The following is an 18,693-nucleotide window of genomic DNA, read 5'->3' on the forward strand; positions in this document are numbered from 1 at the left end:
GGGCTTCCTTGCACCTTCCACGCTAGCAGGACCACCAGCCTAGGTGAAGCTGGAAAACTGTGAAGCTAACCTCCACCCACACCCAAGACGGGCCCGATCGACCGCTTCCTCAACTTCATCGAGTGGTCGGGCAACCGGTTGCCCGCCACGATCATCATCACCGCCAGCGCGTCGCACACCCATAGCCGCCGGCCGGCAGGACTAGCCACCCACTACCGCCCCTCCCTCGCGCGGGGCGCTATCCTCGGTAGCGCCGCGTGAGGGTGGCCTGCTGCCCGTAGAGCTCGGGTGCGGGGTAGCCGATTTCCTCGAGCGTGAGGGGATGAGGAGCGGCGACTACCACCTCCCCGTTACGCACCGCCTCCTTCAGGCGCGCGGCCGGCCAGCCCTCGTCGCGGGCCCCACGGCCGACCTCGATGAGGGTTCCCATGAGCGTGCGCACCTGCGAGTGGCAAAACGCGTCAGCCTTGGCATACCCCACGACCATCCCGCCCGTGCGCTCGAAGCCGAGCTCGAGCAGCGTGCGCACGGTCGACGCCCCCTCGCGCGGCTTGCAGAAGGACAGGAAGTCGTGCTCACCGAGCAGGCCCTGCGCCGCCCGGTTCATCGCGTCGACGTCGAGCGGATAGTCGAGCCAGAGCACGTCGCGCCGGCGCGGATCCCAGGCGCCCACCCCGTCGGCGATCCGGTAGGAGTATCGCCGCCACAGCGCGGAAAAACGAGCGTCGAAGTCCTGCGGGACCGCCCGGGCGTCGCCCACGATGACATCCGTGTAGCCCGGCGCCCCGCCCGCCCCGCGCGCCGTGATCGCGTTGACCTTCGCCACCAGCGCCTCGCCCGGGGTGCGACTGGAGCGCCCGGGCAGTGCCTCCCAGGCCGCGGGGGCGACGTCGAGGTGCGCGCATTGTCCGGCGGCGTGGACCCCGGCGTCGGTGCGGCCCGCCACCGTGAGCGCCACATCCTGGCGCAGGATCATCGCGAGCGCCGACTCGAGTTCGCCCTGGACCGTGCGCAGGCCGGGCTGGGCGGCCCAGCCGTGGAAGCCGGTGCCGTCGTAGGACAGATCGATGCGAATCCTCATGCCCCCAGACTACGGGGCCGGGCGGGCCTGTAGAAATTATCGAATGTCTAGACTTTTGCGCTACCGTCTAAGCATGGACGCATCCCAGATTTACACGCTCGCCGTCGACTGCGGCGGTGGCGGCATCAAGTCCTGCGTCCTGGACGCGGGCGGGTTCCAGCGCAGCGACGTGGTGCGCACCCCGGTCCCCTACCCCTTCTCCCCCGAGGACCTGCTTCAGGTCATCGAGGCCCAGCTTTCCGAGCTCGGCGCGCCGCACATCGACCGCATGACGCTTGGCATGCCCGGCATGATCCGCCACGGCGTGGTGGCCTACACCCCGCACTACATCCGCCGCGCCGGCCCCCACACGCGCATCCTGCCCAACCTCGAGCACGCCTGGAACGGGCAGGACATGCAAACCGCGCTCGAGGCGCGCTTCGGCGTGCCCGCGCTCGTACTCAATGACGCCGAGGTTGCCGCCGCGGGGATCGTGTCCGGCAAGGGGCTCGAACTCGTGCTGACCCTCGGCACCGGTCTCGGCTCGGCCTTCCTCGACAACGGCCGCCTCGCACCCCATCTCGAAATCTCACACGCCACCGTGCGCTGGGGACTCACCTTCGACGACATCCTCGGCGAACACGAGCGCGTCCGCCTCGGCGATTCGGCCTGGTCGCGCCGCGTGGCCAAGGCCGTGGAGACCCTGTGGCCCGTCTTCCGCTGGGACTCGTTGTATATCGGCGGGGGCAACGCCGCGCGCGTGACCGACTCCGTGCGCGCCCGCATGCCGCAGGCGAACTGGGTGCCCAACATGGCCGGGATGGCCGGGGGCGTGCGCGCCTGGTCGATGGTCGGCAGGTAGCCAGGCGCCATCGCGAGGCCGCGTACCCGCGAAAGCCGCGCGACGGCGTCGTGAACCCTCCGAAGCGCAAGTACTGTGGGCGACCACACCATGGAACAGTTGCATACTTATTCGCTCCAACGCATATACTTGTGAGTGCGCCACGCAGGCGCACCCACGTTCTACGGAGGAATCATGAAGCGCACGATCTCGGCCATCGCAGCCGCCACCCTTGCACTCACGCTCGCGGCCTGCTCCAACGACGACGTCAACGCAAGCGACGCCACGAGCGAGGGTATGCTCGCCGCCGACCTGTCCGGCATCACCAAGGACGACAAGATCGCCGCCATGGTCCCCGAGGCGATCGCCGCCGACGGCAAGCTGGTGGTCGGCACCAACATCTTCTTTGCCCCCGCCGAGTTCTACGCCCCCGACGGCGTCACCCCGCTCGGCTACGACATCGACATGGGCAACGCGATCGGCAAGGTCTTTGGACTCGACGTCGAATTCCAGCAAGCCGAATTCGCCGCGATCATCCCCGGCATCGGCACCCGCTACGAGATCGGCATCGCGAACTTCACCATCAACGCCGACCGCCAAGACGTGGTCGACATGATCAAATACCTCCAGGCCGGCTCGTCCTGGGCCGTGCCCGCCGGCAACCCCAACGGCTTTGACCAGACCCAGCCGTGCGGCAAAGTGGTGGGCGTCCAGACCGGCACCTACCAGGAAGAAGTCCTCGCCGACATGAACGAGGGCCAGTGCAAGGACGACCCGATCCAGATCCAGTCCTTGTCCGAACAGTCCGCCGTCACCCTGCGCGTGGCCTCGGGCCAGGTGGACGCCATGTACACCGACTCCCCCGTGGCCGACTACGCCATTTCCCTCAACGAGGGCAAGATCGAGCGCATCGGCGAGGTCGAGGACTCCGCCTCGTACGGCATCGTCACCCCCAAGGACAGCGCCGAGCTCACCGCCGCCATCCAGGCCGCACTCCAAAAGCTCATGGACGACGGCCAGCTCAAGGCCATCTTCGACACCTGGGGCATCTCCGAGGGCGTAGCCGACCAGGCCGTGCTCAACCCCGCCTCCTAATCGCGCAACCCCGGGTCGGCGGCTTGGTTGCCGCCCGGGGCCTTTGCCCACCCCTCCCGTGGTCCTCAGAAAGCACACCATGCACGACAACATCGAAATCATCGACGCCGTCCCCGTCCGGCACTGAGGGCGCATCGTCTCCGCCGTCGTCGTGGGCATCTTCGCCCTCATGATCATCAACGTGCTCATCACCAACCCCAACTGGCACTGGGACGTGGTGTGGGCCAACCTCTTCCGCCCCGAAGTCATCAGGGCGGTGGGCTGGACCCTCGCACTCACCGTGGGGGCCATGGTGCTTGGCATCATCCTTGCCGTCACCATGGCCGTCATGCGCCGCTCCCAAAACCCCGTGCTGCGCTGGGTGGCGATGGCCTACATCTGGTTCTTCCGCGGCACCCCGATCTACACCCAGCTCATCTTCTGGGGTCTCATCGGCACCCTGTTCACCACGATTACCGTGGGCATCCCATGGACGGACATCAACTTCTTCACCCTCAACCCCAACCGGCTAGTCCCCGGCGACCTCCAGCGCACGATGTTCATTTACGCCGTGCTCGGGCTCGGCCTCAACGAGGGCGCCTACCTGTCCGAGATTGTCCGCTCCGGCCTCAACTCTGTCGACGCCGGCCAGGAGGAGGCCGCCAAAGCGCTCGGCATGTCGCGCGGCCAGGTGCTGCGCCGGATCGTGTTCCCGCAGGCCATGCGCGTCATCATCCCGCCCACCGGCAACGAGACGATCTCCATGCTCAAGACCACCTCGCTCGTCTCCGCCGTCCCCTTCACCCTCGACCTTACCTACGTCACCAACGCCCTCGGCTTCGCCTCCCTGCGCCAAATCCCGTGGCTGCTCATCGCCGTCATCTGGTATCTCGCCATCACCTCTATCCTCATGGTCGGCCAGCACTACATCGAGGCCTACTACGGGCGCGGGGTCAAGGACGGCGACGTCGACCGGCTCTCCCGGCGCGCAAAGGCCAAGCAACGCCGCTCGCGCCAGGCCGCGATCAACGCCGCCGGCACCACGGTTGACAACCCGATGATCGAATACACGCCCTAAGGCGCGCCGCCCTGCTAACTGAGACTTTGGGAAAAGAGAACGCTATGAACATGGTTGAGGTCCACGACGTCCACAAGTTCTTCGACAACCTCCACGTCCTGCGCGGGGTCAGCTTCGACGTGCCGCGTGGGTCGGTCACCACCATCCTCGGCCCCTCCGGCTCCGGCAAGTCCACCATCTTGCGGTGCATCAACGTACTGGAGACGATTCAGGCCGGGTCGATCGTCGTCGACGGGCAGCTCATGGGCTACCGGAAGGTGGACGGCAAACTCCACGAGCTCACCGAAAAGCAGGTGGCCGTCCAGCGCACGCAAATTGGGATGGTCTTCCAGCGCTTCAACCTCTTCCCGCACATGACCGCGCTCGAGAACGTCATGGAGGCCCCGATCCAGGTCAAAGGCGTGGAGAAAGCGGCCGCGAAGAAGCGCGCCGAGGAGCTGCTCGCCCAGGTCGGGCTCGCCGACCGCGCCAGCCACTACCCCGCCGAGCTCTCCGGCGGCCAGCAGCAGCGCGTCGCCATCGCCCGGGCGCTCGCCATGCAACCGGAGCTCATGCTCTTCGACGAGCCCACCTCCGCGCTCGACCCCGAGCTTGTGGGCGAGGTGCTCGCCGTCATGAAAAACCTCGCCGCCCAGGGCATGACCATGGTGGTGGTCACCCACGAGATCGGCTTCGCCCGCGAAGTCTCCGACCAGGTGATCCTTATGGACGAGGGCCAGATCGTCGAATCCGGCACCCCCGCCGACGTCTTCGACCACCCCTCCCACCCTCGCACCAAGGAATTCCTGGCGAAGGTGCTCTAGCGCGCACTGTGCCGCCCCGCCTTCCTACGCGAGTACGTGGCGATCCTGGTCAAGTTCAAGTGGGTACTCATCGGGATGACCGGCGCATTCGGACTGTTCCTGTTCATCACACTCTAAGTCTCCCTTGACCCTCACGCCGCGTCAGGAACCATGATCGAGATATGAGAACAGTTGGTGACGTAGCCCAGCTCCTGGGAATCTCGGTACGAACGCTCCACTATTGGGAGGAGCGCGGGCTCGTGGTTCCCGAGCGCACCTGGTCCGACTACCGCCTCTACTCCGACACCGACATCGCCCGTCTCCAGCAGGTCATGGCCTACCGAGCCACTGGCATGAGCCTTGACGCGATCCGAGATCTGCTCGCCGGGCCGGGTACCGGCGTCGACCACCTACGCCGCCAGCGCCAGCTTCTCATGGAAAAACAGGGCGAACTGACACGCATGATCGACGCCCTCGACTACCTTCTGGAGGATGCCATGAACAATCACGAACTTAGCGTCGACGAGGTCGCCGCAATCCTGGGCGAGGCCAACTTCCCCGCCTACCAGGCCGAAGCCGAGGAGGCCTACGGCGAAACATCTGACTGGGAGATCTCAGCCAAGCGCCAAGCCCGCATGACCAAGGCCGACTGGGAGAGGGTGGCCAGGTGCCAGCACGACGTCGAAACCCGGCTCGCCCAGGCCATGCAGGCCGGCGTCGTCCCCGGCTCTGAGGAGGCAAACGCCCTTGCCGAGGAGCATCGGGCACTTCTATCCGAGGGCTTCTTCCCCGTCACACACGCCAAACACGTCATCCTTGGGCGTGGCTATGTCGCTGACCGGCGCTTCCGCGCCCACTACGACGACGTCGCCCCCGGGCTCACCCACTGGCTCCACCAGGTGATCGACGCCAACGCGGCAGCCCACGGTGTCGACCTCGAGCGGGTCGAGTGGGTCTGAATTCAAGCGACGTCAGGCTCGACCCACTAAAAACTTTTGGACGATTCCGGGGAGATCTTCGTATATGAGGAGATCACCCCGGAATCGTCCAGTTCATTTAAATCGGTCCGGCGGGGCCCGGCCCGGCGCGGCCGAGCGCCACAAGCGCTGCACCTACCCCTAGATACAACGATGCCCGGCTTATGCCGGGCATCGTTCATGCGAGCTTCTTACTCGGTGTCCTCCGCCGGAGCGTCCTCAGCCTCAGCCGGGGCCTCCTCGGCCTCGACTGCGGCCTCCTCAACCTCGGCCTCCTCAGCCTCAGCGGCCTTCTGGGCAGCCTTCTCGGCCTCCTTGACAACGGCCTGCTTGGGCGAGACCGGCTCGAGAACGAGCTCGATCAGGGCCATCGGAGCGTTGTCACCCTTGCGGTTCGGCAGCTTGGTGGTACGGGTGTAGCCACCGTTGCGCTCGGCGAACTTCGGGGCGAGCTCCTCGAACAGGACGTAGGCAACCTCGCGGTCGCCGAGGACCTTGAGGGCGAGGCGACGGTTGTAGGTGTCGCCCTTCTTCGCCTTCGTGATGAGCTTCTCGATGTGCGGACGCACGCGCTTGGCACGGGCCTCCGTGGTCACAACCTGCTCATTCATGATGAGCGACTTGCACAGGTTGGCAATAATCTTGCGCTCGTGGGACGGGCTGCCCCCGAGGCGCGGACCCTTTGCGGGCTTGGGCATATTTACTCCTCAATAACTGTGCGGGCAAGCTCTGCGAGCTCTTCCGCGCCTTCGCCTGCGGCGTCCTAGTCCCAGGCGAAGGTAATTCCTAAATTACGCGTCGTCGCTGAACTGCATGCCGTAGTCGTCACCGAAACCGGACATGAAGCCCGTGGGCGAATCCTTCAGACGAAGATCGAGCTTGGCCAGCTCATCCTTGACATCCTCAATCGACTTGGCGCCGAAGTTACGGATATCGAGGAGGTCAGCCTCCGAGCGCATGACGAGCTCACCGATCGTGTGGATGCCCTCGCGCTGCAGGCAATTCTGCGAGCGGGCGGGCAGGTTCAGGATCGTGATCGGGCGCTGCAGATCCGAGGACTGCTGCTCGACAACAGGGGCTTCCTTGAGCTCCAGGCCCTCCACCTCTTCATTGAGCTCCGTACACAGCGTAAAGAGCTCGACAAGGGTCTTGCCGGCGGACGCGAACGCGTCACGCGGCTGGGTGGACGGCTTGGTCTCCACGTCGACAATGAGCTTGTCGAAGTCGGTACGCTGGCCCACACGCGTGGCCTCGACCTTGTAGGAAACCTTCACCACCGGCGAGTAGATCGAATCGATCGGAATACGACCGATCTCGTAATCCGGCGAGTTGTTCTGCGCAGCGGACACGTAACCGCGGCCGCGCTCGACAGTCAGGTCAACCTCGATCTTGCCCTTCTCATTGAGGGTGGCGATCACGAGGTCCGGGTTGTGGATCTCCACGCCCGACGGGGGCGTGATGTCCGAGGCCAGGACCTGACCCGGGCCCTGCTTGCGCAGGTACATGAGAACCGGCTCATCGTGCTCGGAGGTCACAACGAGCTCCTTGAGGTTCAAGATGATCTCGGCGACATCTTCCTTGCAGCCGGGAACAGTCGAGAACTCGTGCAGGACGCCGTCGATGTGAACCGAGGTGATGGCTGCGCCGGGGATCGAGGACAGCAGCGTACGACGCAGGGAGTTACCCAGCGTGTAGCCGAAGCCGGGCTCGAGCGGGTCGAGCGTGAAACGCGAACGTGTATCGGAAAGCTTCTCTTCCGTCAGCGTGGGTCGCTGTTCAATGATCACTGGTGATGTCCTTTCAACGGGTGCCCGCTATATGACACCCTGATTCTCTGATGTGGGTTCATCCCCTGCAGGGCGTGGCCCTGCGGCTTGAGGCCCCAAAGGGCCTGCGATCACACACGACGGCGCTTGGGCGGGCGGCAGCCGTTATGCGCCTGCGGGGTCACGTCGGAAATAGAGGTGACCTCCAGGCCGGACGCGGTCAGCGAACGAATCGCGGTCTCGCGGCCGGAGCCCGGGCCCTTGACGAAGACGTCGACCTTCTTCAGGCCCATGTCCATCGCACGACGCGCGGCATTCTCAGCGGCGAGCTGAGCGGCGTACGGCGTGGACTTACGCGAACCCTTGAAGCCGACCATGCCCGCCGACGCCGTAGCGAGGACCTCGCCCTTGGCATCGGTGATCGAGACGATCGTGTTATTGAAGGTGGACTTGATGTGCGCCTGTCCGTTGAGGACGTTCTTACGCGCAGCCTTACGCGGGCGGCGCTGAGTCTTAGGTGGCATGTTTAAACTCCTCTACCCTACTTCTTCTTGCCTGCGACAGTCCGCTTCGGACCCTTGCGGGTACGCGCGTTCGTCTTCGTACGCTGACCGTGCACGGGCAGGCCACGACGGTGGCGGATACCCTGGTAGCAACCAATCTCGACCTTGCGGCGAATGTCGGCCTGGATCTCGCGGCGAAGATCGCCCTCGACCTTGTAGTGCTCGTCGATGTGGTTCTTGAGTTTAACCAGATCCTCCTCGGTCAGATCCTTCACGCGGATGTCCGGATTCACACCGGTGGCCGCGAGGGTCTCCTGAGAACGGGTCCGGCCGATGCCGAAAATGTACGTAAGCGCAATCTCGACGCGCTTTTCGCGCGGGAGATCAACGCCGGAAAGACGTGCCATGTTGTGGCTCCCTATTGTCTTCTTCCGAAGGTGTGGAGCATTACTGTCCCTGATCGGGCCTCAGCCTTCGGACTGAGGGTTGTGCTTTCGCACTAGTAATGCAATTGCTGCGGGTTACCCCGCGATCTGTGACTTAGCCTTGGCGCTGCTTGTGGCGCGGGTTATCGCAGATAACCATGACGCGACCGTGGCGACGAATCACCTTGCAGTTGTCGCAGATCTTCTTAACACTAGGCTTGACCTTCATTCGGGTGCTTCCTGTTGCCAAAGTGGCGGTAGAGTGCGGTTTACTTGTAGCGATAAACGATCCGGCCGCGGCTGAGATCGTAGGGCGTGAGCTCTACAACCACCCGGTCTTCCGGAAGGATCCTGATGTAGTGCTGACGCATCTTGCCAGAGATGTGTGCGAGCACCATATGCCCGTTTTCCAACTCGACACGAAACATCGCGTTAGGCAAGGCCTCAGTGACCGTGCCCTCTACCTCGATGACGCCTTCTTTTTTCGCCATGTTCCCCGCTTAACTGAAATTGCTATCGCCGGACGGATCCGACGGGTACCGACGTGGCACCAACGTTCAATACTACGGGATCGGCCCAACCGTTCGAAAGGGCGTTCGCGGTGTATCTCGTCACGCCTCGAGCGGGACGGGAACAATGCCGTACGGCGCGAGCCCTTCGACTCCCCCGTCCGGCGCGGTCAGCACCCAGATGCCACCCTTGTGCTTGGCCACCATGTGCTCCCAGTGGCAGGCGTCCGAGCCGTCCTGCGTGCGCACCGTCCACTCGTCGTCGTCGACGCTCGTGGCCTGGTTGCCCGCCGCCAGCATCGGCTCGATGCACAGCACCATTCCGCGCTTGAGCTTCGGGCTACGCCCCCACGTGCGATAATTGAGGACCTCCGGGTCCTGATGCATCGACGTGCCAATCCCGTGGCCGACGTAGTCGAGCAGGATGTCGGGCTGGTCAGCGTCGTCGAGGCCGGTGACGTAGTCGTCGATCGCGTTGCCGATGTCCGCCACACGCTTCCCGGTGGCCATCGCCGCAATCCCTACCCACATCGATTCACGTGTGATGTCATTCAGCCGCTCGCGCGCCTCCCGCACCTGCGGGTCTCCCCCGGGCAGGACCACCGAAATCGCGGCATCCCCGTGCCACCCATCGACGACGGCGCCGCAGTCCATCGACACCAGGTCCCCCGGCTGCAACTCGAGCGGGCCGGGGATACCGTGGACGACGACGTCGTTGACCGACGTGCAAATCTGGCCCGGGTAGTCGTAGTACCCGTAAAAATTGGAGACCGCGCCGTGGGCTTGCAGGACGTCGAGGGCAATCGCGTCGAGGTCCGCCGTGGTCATGCCCGCACGAATCTGATCGCGCAACGCCGTGTGAATCGCCGCCACCACAAGGCCAGCCTTGCGCATGGCGACGATCTGGGCGTCAGACTTGTACTCGATCACTTTGAGCCCAGGAAAGCCCGGCAGCCGGCAATCAGGCGGTCGCGCACTTCTTCGATCGTGCCGCGGCCGTCGATCGGCACGAGGATCCCGCGCTTGCGGTAGACGTCCAAAAGCGGCTGGGTCTTCTCGTGGTAGACCTCAATACGGTGGCGGATGACCTCTTCCGTGTCATCCTCGCGCCCCTCAACCTCGGCTCGCTTGAGAAGACGATCCACGATCGCCTCTTCCGGGAAGTCGAGCTCAATCACGGCGTCGAGCGGAGCATCCCGCTCCTCGAGCATCTTGTCCAACGCCTCGACCTGCGCGAGCGTTCGCGGATACCCATCAAGGAGGAAGCCATTCTCCGCGCCCGTTTCATCCAGGCGAGAGGCCACAAGGCGATCCGTCAGCTCGTCAGGCACGAGGTTGCCCTCATTGATGTAGGAGGCGATCAGATCGCCGAGCTCGGAACCGGACGTAATGACGTCGCGAAACGCCTGGCCGGTAGAAAGCCACGGAATGCCCAGGCGTTCAGAGACGCCGGCTGCCTGCGTGCCCTTGCCAGCCCCGGGAGGGCCAACAATGACGAGACGGTAATTCATCGGAGGAATCCTTCATAGTGACGCTGTTGGAGCTGAGCGTCGATGTCCTTCACGGTCTGGAGGCCGACGCCCACGAGAATAATAATCGACGTTCCACCGAAGGATAGGGAATTAATACCCATGGAGTTGAAGACGATCTGCGGAATGAGCGCGATAATCGCGAGGTACATCGCACCCACCCAGTTGATGCGGTTAATGACGTAGCGCAGGTAGTCGGCGGTCGGCTGCCCGGCGCGTATGCCCGGCACGAAGCCGCCGTAACGCTTCATGTTGTCCGCGATCTCCTCCGGGTTAAACGTGATGGAGGTGTAGAAGAACGCGAAGAAGATGATGAGGAGCGCATACATGACCAGGTACCAGCCCGAGCCGTGCGAGAAGTTCTCCGCCACCCAGCGTGTCCAGCCGGAGTTCTGGTCACCGAACTGGGCGATCATTTGCGGCAGGCCAAGGATGGAGGACGCGAAGATCACGGGGATCACGTTCGCCATGTTGATCTTCAGCGGAATGTAGGTGGAGGTGCCGCCGTAAGTACGACGACCGACCACGCGCTTGGCGTACTGGACCGGGATGCGACGCTGGGACTGCTCCACGAACACGACCACGAGCGTGATCGCCAGGAACATCGCGAGCACGATGAGGAGGCGGGAGACGCCGCCGTCGGAACGGTAGACGTTCGTGAGCATCGTGGGGAACGACGCCGCGATACCCGTGAAGATGAGCAGCGACATGCCGTTGCCAACTCCGCGCTCGGTGATCAGCTCGCCCAGCCACATGATGAGGCCCGTACCGGCGGTCACCGCGAGGATGGTCAGCAGGTATTTGCCCGGGTTCGCGTTCGGGATCGGGTCAACCGTGCACAGCTGGAAGATCGAAGAATTAGCCACCGACACGATCACCGAGGCCTGGAGGACAGCCAAAAAGATCGTGAGGTAACGGGTGTACTCGGTCAGCTTCGCCTGACCGGTCTGCCCTTCCTTGTGTAGCTCCTCGAAGCGCGGGATGACCACTCGCATGAGCTGGACGATAATCGACGCCGTAATGTAGGGCATGATGCCCAGGGCGAAGATCGACAGCTGCAGGAAGCCACCGCCCGAGAACATATTCAACATCGTCAACAGATCAGCGCTACCCTGCTCGTCCAGACACTGCTTGACGTTGGCGTACGACACAAACGGTGCAGGCATGTAGGTACCGAGGCGATAGATCGCCATGATAAACATCGTAAAAAGAAGCTTGCGCCTCAGATCCGGTGTACGGAATGCCGATACCAGTGCTTTGAACAAAACAATCCTCCAAATGCCAGCCCGTGGGCCGTCGCGTGGTGCCCGATCAATCGAGCTCGTGAGATCTGCGCATGCAGATCTTGCCGGTGTCTAGGCAGACACCGTTTCACTATACCTACTCCCACCCTGATACAAATAACCAAAATGGACGGATGTGCGACAAATCGCGGTGAAACGCAATTGGCCCCCACAGGTTGTGGGGGCCAATTGACTAAGTGTTAGGCATCTCGCTTCGCCAGCGTTCCGCCAGCGGCCTCGATCTTGGCCTGGGCCGACGCCGACCAGGCGTCGACCACGGCGTTGATCTTGACCGTGATCTCACCGGTGCCAAGAATCTTGACCGGGCGGTTCTTGCGAACCGCGCCCTTGGCCACGAGCTGCTCGACGGTGACGTCGCCACCCTCGGGGAACAACTCGTTCAGGGCGTCAAGGTTGACAACCTGGTAGTAGACCTTGGCCGGGTTCTTGAAGCCGCGCAGCTTCGGCAAACGCATGTGGAGCGGCATCTGGCCACCCTCAAAGCCCGGACGAACCGTGTTGCGGGCGTGCGTACCCTTGGTGCCACGGCCCGCGGTCTTACCGCGCTTGCCGCCCTCACCGCGACCAGCGCGGATCTTGGCTTTGTTCGAGCCCGGGGCCGGACGCAGGTCGTGAATCTTCAGCGGCTCCGACTTGGTCGTCGAATCAGTCATTACTCGACCTCCTCCACATCGACCAGGTGTGTCACCTTACGGATCTGGCCGCGGATCGCGGCGTTGTCCTGGTGGGTCACGCTCTGGTGAATCTTGTGCAGGCCAAGGGAGGCGATGGTCGCCTTCTGGGACTGCGTGGCCCCAACGAGGCCCTTCTTCTGCGTAATCTTCAGCATCATGCACCAACTCCCGCGGCGGCAGCCTCGTTCTCTTCGCGCTTAGCTTCGAGCTCGGCGTCCTCGCGCTCCTTGGCCTCGTGCTCGGCACGGACCCGGAGCATCGCAGCCGGGGCAACCTGGTCAACAGGCAGGCCACGGCGAGCCGCAACCGCCTCGGGCTGCTCAAGCTGCTTGAGCGCCGCGACGGTGGCGTGCACGATGTTGATCGCGTTGGACGAGCCAAGCGACTTCGACAGGATGTCATGGATGCCAGCGGCCTCCATGACGGCGCGAACCGGGCCACCCGCGATAACGCCGGTACCGGCGGACGCCGGACGCAGGAGGACGACGCCGGCGGCGTCCTCGCCCTGCACCAGGTGCGGGATGGTGGTGCCGATGCGCGGAACCTTGAAGAAGTTCTTCTTCGCCTTCTCGGTGCCCTTCGCAATAGCGGCCGGCACTTCCTTGGCCTTGCCGTAGCCGACGCCAACGGTGCCGTTGCCATCGCCCACCACGACGAGCGCGGTGAAGGCCATGCGACGGCCGCCCTTGACGGTCTTGGCAACACGGTTAATGGTCACGACGCGCTCGATGTAGGCATTCCTGTCATCTGCGCGACGATCGGTACGACGCTCGTTGCGACGCTCGCGGTTGCCGCGCTCCTCGCGGTCACCCTCGGAGCGGCGTCCACGCTGCTCTGCAGCCATGTCTATATCCTCTCGTTTCAGATCACAGGTTCAGGCCGGCTTCGCGGGCGCCATCGGCAACCGCGGCCACGCGACCGTGATACTTGTTTCCACCGCGGTCGAGAACGACGGCGGAAACGCCGGCCTCGATCGCGCGCTTACCAATGCGCTCACCCACGATGCGGGCGGCGCCCACCTTGCCCTCGGTGTCCGACGGGAAGTCGGCCTCGAGCGTGGAGGCGTAGGCCAGGGTCTTGCCCTCCGAATCGTCGATGACCTGGGCGATCATGTGACGGTTCGAACGGGAGACGGCCAGACGGGGACGCTCAGCGGTTCCAACGACGCGCTTGCGAAGGCGCTGGTGGCGGCGCTTACGCGCAGCAAACTTGTGACTAGACATTACTTACCAGCCTTTCCAGCCTTGCGACGCACCTGCTCGCCAGCGTAACGAATACCCTTGCCCTTGTATGGTTCGGGCTTGCGCAGCTTGCGAATAGAGGCGGCCATCTCGCCAACCTTCTGCTTGTCGATACCGACGACCGAGAACTTGGTCGGCCCTTCAACCACGAAGGAGATGCCCTCGGTGGCCTTGACCAGGATCGTGTGCGAGTAGCCGAGGGAGAACTCGAGGTCCGAGCCCTTAGCCAGCACGCGGTAACCGGTACCGTGAATCTCAAGGTCCTTCTTGTAACCCTCGGTCACGCCAATGATGTTATTAGCCACGAGGGTACGGGTCAGGCCGTGAAGCGAACGCGACTCGCGCTCGTCATTCGGACGGGTGACGACGATCTGGCCGTCCTCCACCTTGACCTCGATCGGGGACGCGACGGTGAGCTCAAGCTCGCCCTTCGGTCCCTTGACCTTGACGTTGTTGCCATCAATGGCGACGTCGACGCCGGACGGGATAGAAATTGGGAGCTTACCAATACGTGACATTGCAGCCCTTCCTTCTACCAGATGTAGGCGAGGACTTCCCCACCTACGCCCTTGTCCTTGGCCTCGCGGTCGGTGAGGAGGCCGGAGGACGTGGACAAGATTGCCACGCCCAGGCCGCCCAGGACCTGAGGGAGATTGGTCGACTTGGCGTACACGCGAAGTCCCGGCTTCGAAATGCGGCGCAGGCCGGCGAGCGAGCGCTCGCGGTTCGGGCCGTACTTCAGGGTCAGGGTGAGCGTCTTGCCCACCTTGGCGTCTTCGACGGTGAAACCGTCGATGTAACCCTCACGCTTGAGGATGTCGGCGATCGACGCCTTCATCTTCGAGTACGGCATTTCAACCGACTCGTGGAACGCCGAGTTGGCGTTGCGCAGACGCGTGAGCATATCTGCAATGGGGTCTGTCATAGACATCGGGCCACAGCCCTTCCTCGTCGTGGTTTCCTTACCGGACCTGCGACGTAGTTTCTTACCAGCTTGCCTTCTTTACGCCCGGGAGCTCGCCCGCGAGGGCCATCTCACGAACACAGACTCGGCACAGGCCGAACTTACGGTAGACGGAGTGCGGACGACCGCAACGCTGACAGCGCGTGTAGGCGCGAACAGCGTACTTCGGCTTCCGGGCCGCCTTTTGCTTGAGAGCAGTCTTTGCCATTAGTCCTCCTTGAACGGGAAGCCGAGGTGGCGCAGGAGCGCGCGGCCCTCGTCGTCGGTCGTCGCGGTGGTGACAAAGGTGATATCCATGCCGCGGACGCGATCAATCTTGTCCATGTCGATCTCGTGGAACACGGTCTGCTCGGTCAGGCCGAACGTGTAGTTCCCGTTGCCGTCGAACTGCTTGGGCGACAGGCCGCGGAAGTCGCGGATGCGCGGCAGCGCGGTGGACAGAAGACGGTCCAGGAACTCCCACATGCGGTCACCGCGGAGGGTGACGTGGCAACCGATGGCCTGACCTTCACGCAGCTTGAACTGCGCGATGGACTTGCGGGCCTTCGTCACCTGGGGCTTCTGGCCGGTGATCGCGGTGATGTCCGCAATCGCGCCGTCGAGGATCTTGGAATCGCGAGCGGCTTCGCCCACGCCCATGTTGACGACGATCTTGTCCAGACCACCCACGTTGTTCACGTTGGTGTGGTTGAACTCCTTCTGCAGCGCCGGGAGGATCTCCTCGCGGTACTTGGTCTTCAGACGAGGGGTCACAGCTCGATCTCCTCTCCGCCACGGCGGCCGATGCGCTCGCGCATGATCTTCTTGCGGCCGTTACGCTCCACCTCAACCTCGCGGAATCCCACGCGGATAGGCTTCTTGTCCGGGCCAACAAGCATCACGTTCGAGATGTGAATCGGCGCCTCGACGGTCTCAATGCCACCGGTCGTGCCACCACGGTCGGTACGGCCAACCCGGGTGTGCTTCTTGACACGCTGGACGCCCTCAACCACGACGCGATCGTCACGGACCTGCAGGACTCGGCCCTGCATGCCCTTGTCACGGCCTGCGATGACCTGGACGAGGTCACCCTTCTTGATCTTCGCCATGTTAGATCACCTCCGGCGCGAGCGAAACGATGCGCATGAACTGCTTGTCGCGAAGCTCGCGTGCGACGGGGCCGAAGATACGGGTGCCGCGCGGCTCGGTGTCATTCTTCAAAATGACAGCAGCGTTCTCATCGAACTTAATGTACGAGCCGTCTGCACGGCGCGTGTGCTTCTTCGTGCGGACGACGACGGCCTTGACCACGTCGCCCTTCTTGACATTGCCGCCAGGGATTGCATCCTTGACAGCGGCGACGATCACGTCGCCAATTCCGGCGTAGCGCCGACCAGAACCGCCGAGCACACGCATGCAAAGAATTTCCTTCGCACCCGTGTTATCAGCGATCTTCAGTCGCGTCTCCTGCTGGATCATTTACTTATCTCCTGTCGTCGTGCCGGTTCTCAATATTGAGCCTTGCCGAACGGATGTTTTCTCAGGTAAAGATACCTGAGATTACTTGGCCTTCTCGATGACCTCGACCACACGGAAGTGCTTGGTCGCGGACAGCGGTCGGGTCTCCATGATGCGCACGAGATCGCCCTCGCGAACCTCGTTCGTCTCATCATGAGCCTTGATGCGCTTGGACCGGGTCATAACCTTGCCGTAAAGCGCGTGCTTGCGGCGATCTTCGACCTCGACCACGACGGTCTTGTCCATCTTGTCGGACACGACGTAGCCGGTGCGAACCTTGCGGTAGTTGCGCTGCGTCTGTACGTTCTTTTCCTGCTCGCTCATCGCGCTTCCTCTACTTCTTCTTAGCCGTCGGGGCGGTGCGGATTCCGAGCTCGCGCTCGCGGGCGACCGTGTAGATGCGCGCAATGGAGCGACGCACCTCCTTCAGACGGCCGGAGTCTTCCAGGCGATGGGTCACGGCCGAGAAACGAAGGTTGAACAGTTCAGCCTTCGCCTCCTGGAGGCGCTCGGCGAGCTCAACATCGGTGAGCTGATCGAGCTCTTCAGTGGTAATGCCCTTAGCCATTATTCACCATCCTCACGGGTAATAAAACGAGTCTTCATGGGGAGCTTGTGCTGGGCGCGGGACATGGCCTCACGAGCCAGCTGCTCGTCAACACCGGCCAGCTCGAACAGAACGCGGCCGGGCTTGACGTTGGCAACCCACCATTCGACTGAGCCCTTACCAGAACCCATACGGGTTTCGGCCGGCTTCTTCGTAAGCGGGCGATCCGGGAAGATGTTGATCCAGACCTTGCCGCCTCGCTTGACGTGACGGGTCATCGCGATACGGGCAGCCTCGATCTGGCGGTTGGTCACGTAGGCCGGCTCGAGAGCCTGGATGCCGTACTCACCGAAAGCCAGGGTGGTGCCACCCTTGGCCATGCCATGACGGTTCGGGCGGTGCTGCTTGCGATGCTTGGTTCGGCGGGGAATGAGCATGTAACTCAGGCCTCCGTTTCCTGGGTAGCGGGCGCCTCAGCTGCCGGAGCGGCGGGCGCCTCGGTGGTGGCCTGCTCGGCCTGATTCTGACGACCACGGTTACCGCCACGACGCTCACCACGGCGCTCGCCACGGCCACGGCCACCGCGACCACGCGGGGCCTCGGTCAGGGAGCGGTAGTACTCGACGTCGGTGACGTCACCGCGGTAGATCCACACCTTCACGCCGATGCGGCCGAAAGTGGTGCGGGCCTCGTAGAAGCCGTAGTCGATGTTGGCGCGCAGGGTGTGCAGCGGCACACGGCCCTCACGGTAGAACTCCGAGCGGGACATCTCGGCGCCGCCGAGACGACCGGAGCACTGCACGCGGATGCCCTTGGCACCGGCGCGCTGCGCGGACTGGATGCCCTTGCGCATGGCGCGCCGGAAGGAGACGCGGGATGCGAGCTGCTCGGCGATGCCCTGAGCCACGAGCTGGGCGTCGGCTTCCGGGTTCTTAACCTCGAGGATATTGAGCTGGACGGACTTGCCGGTCAGCTTCTCCAGGTCCTGGCGGAGGCGGTCAGCCTCGGCGCCACGGCGGCCGATGACGATGCCGGGGCGAGCGGTGTGGATGTCGATGACCACGCGCTCGTTGCGACGCTCGATGTTGACGCGGGACACGCCCGCGCGCTCGAGGTTCTTCTCGATCATCTTGCGGATCTTGATGTCCTCACCGAGGAAGTCGGCGTAGGTCTTGCCGGCCTCGTTGGAGTCCGTGAACCACTTCGAGCGGTGGTCCGTGGTGATACCAAGACGGAAACCTACCGGATTAACTTTCTGTCCCATTCTTAGGCCTCCTTGGTTCCGACGATGACGGTGATGTGACTCGTACGCTTCATGATCCGATTCGCACGCCCCTGGGCGCGCGGCTGGATGCGCTTCATGGTCGGGCCCTCATCCACGTAGGTCTCGAGGATCTCGAGAGCGGACTCATCGAAGCGCTCGCCGGCCTGGCCGGCTGCGTAACGGGCGTTCGCGATTGCCGACTGGACGATCTTGCGAACGTCGCGGGCAACAGCCTGGGGTGCAAACTCGAGCACGTCCAAGGCGTTGGTTGCATTCAAACCGCGGATCTCGTTGATCACTCGGCGAGCCTTCTGCGGCGTGACGCGGACGTAGCGCGCCTGTGCCTTTGCTTCCATTATTCTGCCTCTCCTGCCTTATCGGCGACGGCCCTTGCGATCGTCCTTCTCGTGACCCTTGAAGGTGCGAGTCGGAGCGAATTCGCCGAGCTTGTGGCCGACCATGGACTCGGTGATGAACACCGGCACATGCTTGCGGCCGTCGTGGACTGCGAACGTGTGACCAAGGAAGTCCGGGGTGATGACCGAACGGCGCGACCAGGTCTTGATGACGTTGTGGGTGCCCTTCTCGTTCTGCTCATCAACCTTCTTCTGAAGGTGATCGTCGACGAAGGGGCCCTTCTTCAAACTACGCGGCATAG

Annotated in this window: 31 protein-coding genes; 5 read left to right on the top strand and 26 right to left on the bottom strand. The window is 63.4% G+C overall.

The genetic code is table 11. The annotated features are described in order from the left end of the window. Window positions 1-238: 238 nt before the first annotated feature. On the bottom strand, window positions 239-1,081 hold the full coding sequence (truA, locus tag HMPREF3167_RS00450) for a tRNA pseudouridine(38-40) synthase TruA (RefSeq protein WP_062613552.1): 843 nt from the start codon (window positions 1,079-1,081) through the stop codon (window positions 239-241). Between the two features lie 73 nt (window positions 1,082-1,154). Here truA and HMPREF3167_RS00455 point away from each other — a divergent pair, with 73 nt between their 5' ends. The 5 genes from HMPREF3167_RS00455 to HMPREF3167_RS00475 all read left to right on the top strand — a co-directional run bounded on the left by HMPREF3167_RS00455 (window position 1,155) and on the right by HMPREF3167_RS00475 (window position 5,794). Further along, window positions 1,155-1,922, top strand: coding sequence for an ROK family protein (locus HMPREF3167_RS00455; RefSeq protein WP_062613553.1), 768 nt, complete (start codon window positions 1,155-1,157; stop codon window positions 1,920-1,922). 174 nt (window positions 1,923-2,096) lie between these two features. Then, complete coding sequence (locus HMPREF3167_RS00460; protein ID WP_062613554.1) at window positions 2,097-2,996, top strand: ABC transporter substrate-binding protein; 900 nt, start codon at window positions 2,097-2,099, stop codon at window positions 2,994-2,996. 133 nt (window positions 2,997-3,129) lie between these two features. Continuing rightward, window positions 3,130-4,053: an amino acid ABC transporter permease gene (locus tag HMPREF3167_RS00465; protein WP_246825724.1), complete on the top strand. Its 924-nt coding sequence runs from the start codon at window positions 3,130-3,132 to the stop codon at window positions 4,051-4,053. 44 nt (window positions 4,054-4,097) lie between these two features. Then, entirely contained in the window at window positions 4,098-4,856 is a 759-nt protein-coding gene (locus HMPREF3167_RS00470; RefSeq protein WP_070444885.1) for an amino acid ABC transporter ATP-binding protein, read from the top strand. Between the two features lie 161 nt (window positions 4,857-5,017). Continuing rightward, window positions 5,018-5,794: a MerR family transcriptional regulator gene (locus HMPREF3167_RS00475; RefSeq protein ID WP_068538843.1), complete on the top strand. Its 777-nt coding sequence runs from the start codon at window positions 5,018-5,020 to the stop codon at window positions 5,792-5,794. 209 nt (window positions 5,795-6,003) lie between these two features. Here the strand turns inward: HMPREF3167_RS00475 and rplQ are convergent, their stop codons facing one another. The 25 genes from rplQ to rpsS form a co-directional block, all read right to left on the bottom strand. Then, window positions 6,004-6,510: a 50S ribosomal protein L17 gene (gene rplQ, locus HMPREF3167_RS00480; protein ID WP_062613558.1), complete on the bottom strand. Its 507-nt coding sequence runs from the start codon at window positions 6,508-6,510 to the stop codon at window positions 6,004-6,006. A gap of 93 nt (window positions 6,511-6,603) precedes the next feature. Continuing rightward, window positions 6,604-7,599 carry a DNA-directed RNA polymerase subunit alpha gene (locus tag HMPREF3167_RS00485; protein WP_068538841.1) on the bottom strand — a complete coding sequence of 332 codons (996 nt, stop codon included), beginning with the start codon at window positions 7,597-7,599 and terminating at the stop codon, window positions 6,604-6,606. Between the two features lie 110 nt (window positions 7,600-7,709). Beyond that, window positions 7,710-8,102, bottom strand: coding sequence for a 30S ribosomal protein S11 (gene rpsK, locus HMPREF3167_RS00490; RefSeq protein WP_062613560.1), 393 nt, complete (start codon window positions 8,100-8,102; stop codon window positions 7,710-7,712). A 17-nt stretch (window positions 8,103-8,119) separates the two neighbouring features. Next, the gene (rpsM, locus tag HMPREF3167_RS00495) at window positions 8,120-8,488 is read right to left on the bottom strand and encodes a 30S ribosomal protein S13 (protein ID WP_062613561.1); all 369 of its coding nucleotides are present in this window, start codon (window positions 8,486-8,488) and stop codon (window positions 8,120-8,122) included. A 133-nt stretch (window positions 8,489-8,621) separates the two neighbouring features. Beyond that, entirely contained in the window at window positions 8,622-8,735 is a 114-nt protein-coding gene (gene rpmJ, locus HMPREF3167_RS09320) for a 50S ribosomal protein L36 (protein WP_009748913.1), read from the bottom strand. A 40-nt stretch (window positions 8,736-8,775) separates the two neighbouring features. Further along, the gene (gene infA, locus HMPREF3167_RS00500) at window positions 8,776-8,997 is read right to left on the bottom strand and encodes a translation initiation factor IF-1 (protein WP_062613562.1); all 222 of its coding nucleotides are present in this window, start codon (window positions 8,995-8,997) and stop codon (window positions 8,776-8,778) included. Between the two features lie 120 nt (window positions 8,998-9,117). Beyond that, window positions 9,118-9,945, bottom strand: coding sequence for a type I methionyl aminopeptidase (gene map / locus HMPREF3167_RS00505; RefSeq protein WP_083280999.1), 828 nt, complete (start codon window positions 9,943-9,945; stop codon window positions 9,118-9,120). Next, complete coding sequence (locus tag HMPREF3167_RS00510) at window positions 9,942-10,526, bottom strand: adenylate kinase (protein WP_062613563.1); 585 nt, start codon at window positions 10,524-10,526, stop codon at window positions 9,942-9,944. Before HMPREF3167_RS00510 ends, map begins: the two co-directional genes overlap by 4 nt. Then, a complete protein-coding gene (secY, locus tag HMPREF3167_RS00515) occupies window positions 10,523-11,809 on the bottom strand; it encodes a preprotein translocase subunit SecY (protein WP_062613564.1) in 1,287 nt (428 codons plus the stop codon). Before secY ends, HMPREF3167_RS00510 begins: the two co-directional genes overlap by 4 nt. Window positions 11,810-12,027: 218 nt before the next feature. Further along, window positions 12,028-12,501 (bottom strand): 50S ribosomal protein L15, encoded by a 474-nt coding sequence (rplO, locus tag HMPREF3167_RS00520; protein WP_062613565.1) that lies wholly within the window; start codon window positions 12,499-12,501, stop codon window positions 12,028-12,030. Next, window positions 12,501-12,680, bottom strand: coding sequence for a 50S ribosomal protein L30 (gene rpmD / locus HMPREF3167_RS00525; protein WP_068538838.1), 180 nt, complete (start codon window positions 12,678-12,680; stop codon window positions 12,501-12,503). The genes rplO and rpmD overlap by 1 nt, the downstream gene beginning before the upstream one ends. Beyond that, window positions 12,677-13,366 (bottom strand): 30S ribosomal protein S5, encoded by a 690-nt coding sequence (rpsE, locus tag HMPREF3167_RS00530; RefSeq protein WP_062613567.1) that lies wholly within the window; start codon window positions 13,364-13,366, stop codon window positions 12,677-12,679. The genes rpmD and rpsE overlap by 4 nt, the downstream gene beginning before the upstream one ends. 22 nt (window positions 13,367-13,388) lie before the next feature. Then, window positions 13,389-13,745: a 50S ribosomal protein L18 gene (rplR, locus tag HMPREF3167_RS00535; protein ID WP_062613568.1), complete on the bottom strand. Its 357-nt coding sequence runs from the start codon at window positions 13,743-13,745 to the stop codon at window positions 13,389-13,391. After that, window positions 13,745-14,281 carry a 50S ribosomal protein L6 gene (rplF, locus tag HMPREF3167_RS00540; protein ID WP_062613569.1) on the bottom strand — a complete coding sequence of 179 codons (537 nt, stop codon included), beginning with the start codon at window positions 14,279-14,281 and terminating at the stop codon, window positions 13,745-13,747. The genes rplR and rplF overlap by 1 nt, the downstream gene beginning before the upstream one ends. 14 nt (window positions 14,282-14,295) lie before the next feature. Then, window positions 14,296-14,694 carry a 30S ribosomal protein S8 gene (gene rpsH, locus HMPREF3167_RS00545; protein WP_062613570.1) on the bottom strand — a complete coding sequence of 133 codons (399 nt, stop codon included), beginning with the start codon at window positions 14,692-14,694 and terminating at the stop codon, window positions 14,296-14,298. Between the two features lie 55 nt (window positions 14,695-14,749). Continuing rightward, the gene (locus tag HMPREF3167_RS00550) at window positions 14,750-14,935 is read right to left on the bottom strand and encodes a type Z 30S ribosomal protein S14 (protein ID WP_024963318.1); all 186 of its coding nucleotides are present in this window, start codon (window positions 14,933-14,935) and stop codon (window positions 14,750-14,752) included. Beyond that, window positions 14,935-15,480 carry a 50S ribosomal protein L5 gene (rplE, locus tag HMPREF3167_RS00555; protein WP_062613571.1) on the bottom strand — a complete coding sequence of 182 codons (546 nt, stop codon included), beginning with the start codon at window positions 15,478-15,480 and terminating at the stop codon, window positions 14,935-14,937. Before rplE ends, HMPREF3167_RS00550 begins: the two co-directional genes overlap by 1 nt. After that, on the bottom strand, window positions 15,477-15,815 hold the full coding sequence (rplX, locus tag HMPREF3167_RS00560; protein ID WP_062613572.1) for a 50S ribosomal protein L24: 339 nt from the start codon (window positions 15,813-15,815) through the stop codon (window positions 15,477-15,479). The genes rplE and rplX overlap by 4 nt, the downstream gene beginning before the upstream one ends. A 1-nt stretch (window position 15,816) precedes the next feature. Next, the gene (rplN, locus tag HMPREF3167_RS00565) at window positions 15,817-16,185 is read right to left on the bottom strand and encodes a 50S ribosomal protein L14 (RefSeq protein ID WP_062613573.1); all 369 of its coding nucleotides are present in this window, start codon (window positions 16,183-16,185) and stop codon (window positions 15,817-15,819) included. Between the two features lie 81 nt (window positions 16,186-16,266). Continuing rightward, entirely contained in the window at window positions 16,267-16,548 is a 282-nt protein-coding gene (gene rpsQ, locus HMPREF3167_RS00570; protein ID WP_062613574.1) for a 30S ribosomal protein S17, read from the bottom strand. A gap of 10 nt (window positions 16,549-16,558) precedes the next feature. Beyond that, window positions 16,559-16,792, bottom strand: coding sequence for a 50S ribosomal protein L29 (gene rpmC / locus HMPREF3167_RS00575; protein ID WP_062613575.1), 234 nt, complete (start codon window positions 16,790-16,792; stop codon window positions 16,559-16,561). Next, window positions 16,792-17,208 (bottom strand): 50S ribosomal protein L16, encoded by a 417-nt coding sequence (rplP, locus tag HMPREF3167_RS00580; protein ID WP_062613576.1) that lies wholly within the window; start codon window positions 17,206-17,208, stop codon window positions 16,792-16,794. Before rplP ends, rpmC begins: the two co-directional genes overlap by 1 nt. Window positions 17,209-17,213: 5 nt before the next feature. After that, the gene (gene rpsC / locus HMPREF3167_RS00585; RefSeq protein WP_062613577.1) at window positions 17,214-18,035 is read right to left on the bottom strand and encodes a 30S ribosomal protein S3; all 822 of its coding nucleotides are present in this window, start codon (window positions 18,033-18,035) and stop codon (window positions 17,214-17,216) included. Window positions 18,036-18,037: 2 nt separating this feature from the next. Beyond that, window positions 18,038-18,391 (bottom strand): 50S ribosomal protein L22, encoded by a 354-nt coding sequence (gene rplV, locus HMPREF3167_RS00590; protein ID WP_062613578.1) that lies wholly within the window; start codon window positions 18,389-18,391, stop codon window positions 18,038-18,040. 18 nt (window positions 18,392-18,409) lie between these two features. Next, a complete protein-coding gene (gene rpsS / locus HMPREF3167_RS00595; RefSeq protein WP_024963327.1) occupies window positions 18,410-18,691 on the bottom strand; it encodes a 30S ribosomal protein S19 in 282 nt (93 codons plus the stop codon). Between the last annotated feature and the right edge of the window lie 2 nt (window positions 18,692-18,693).

This window comes from Trueperella sp. HMSC08B05, assembly GCF_001808405.1.
GTDB classification, from domain to species: domain Bacteria; phylum Actinomycetota; class Actinomycetes; order Actinomycetales; family Actinomycetaceae; genus Trueperella; species Trueperella bernardiae.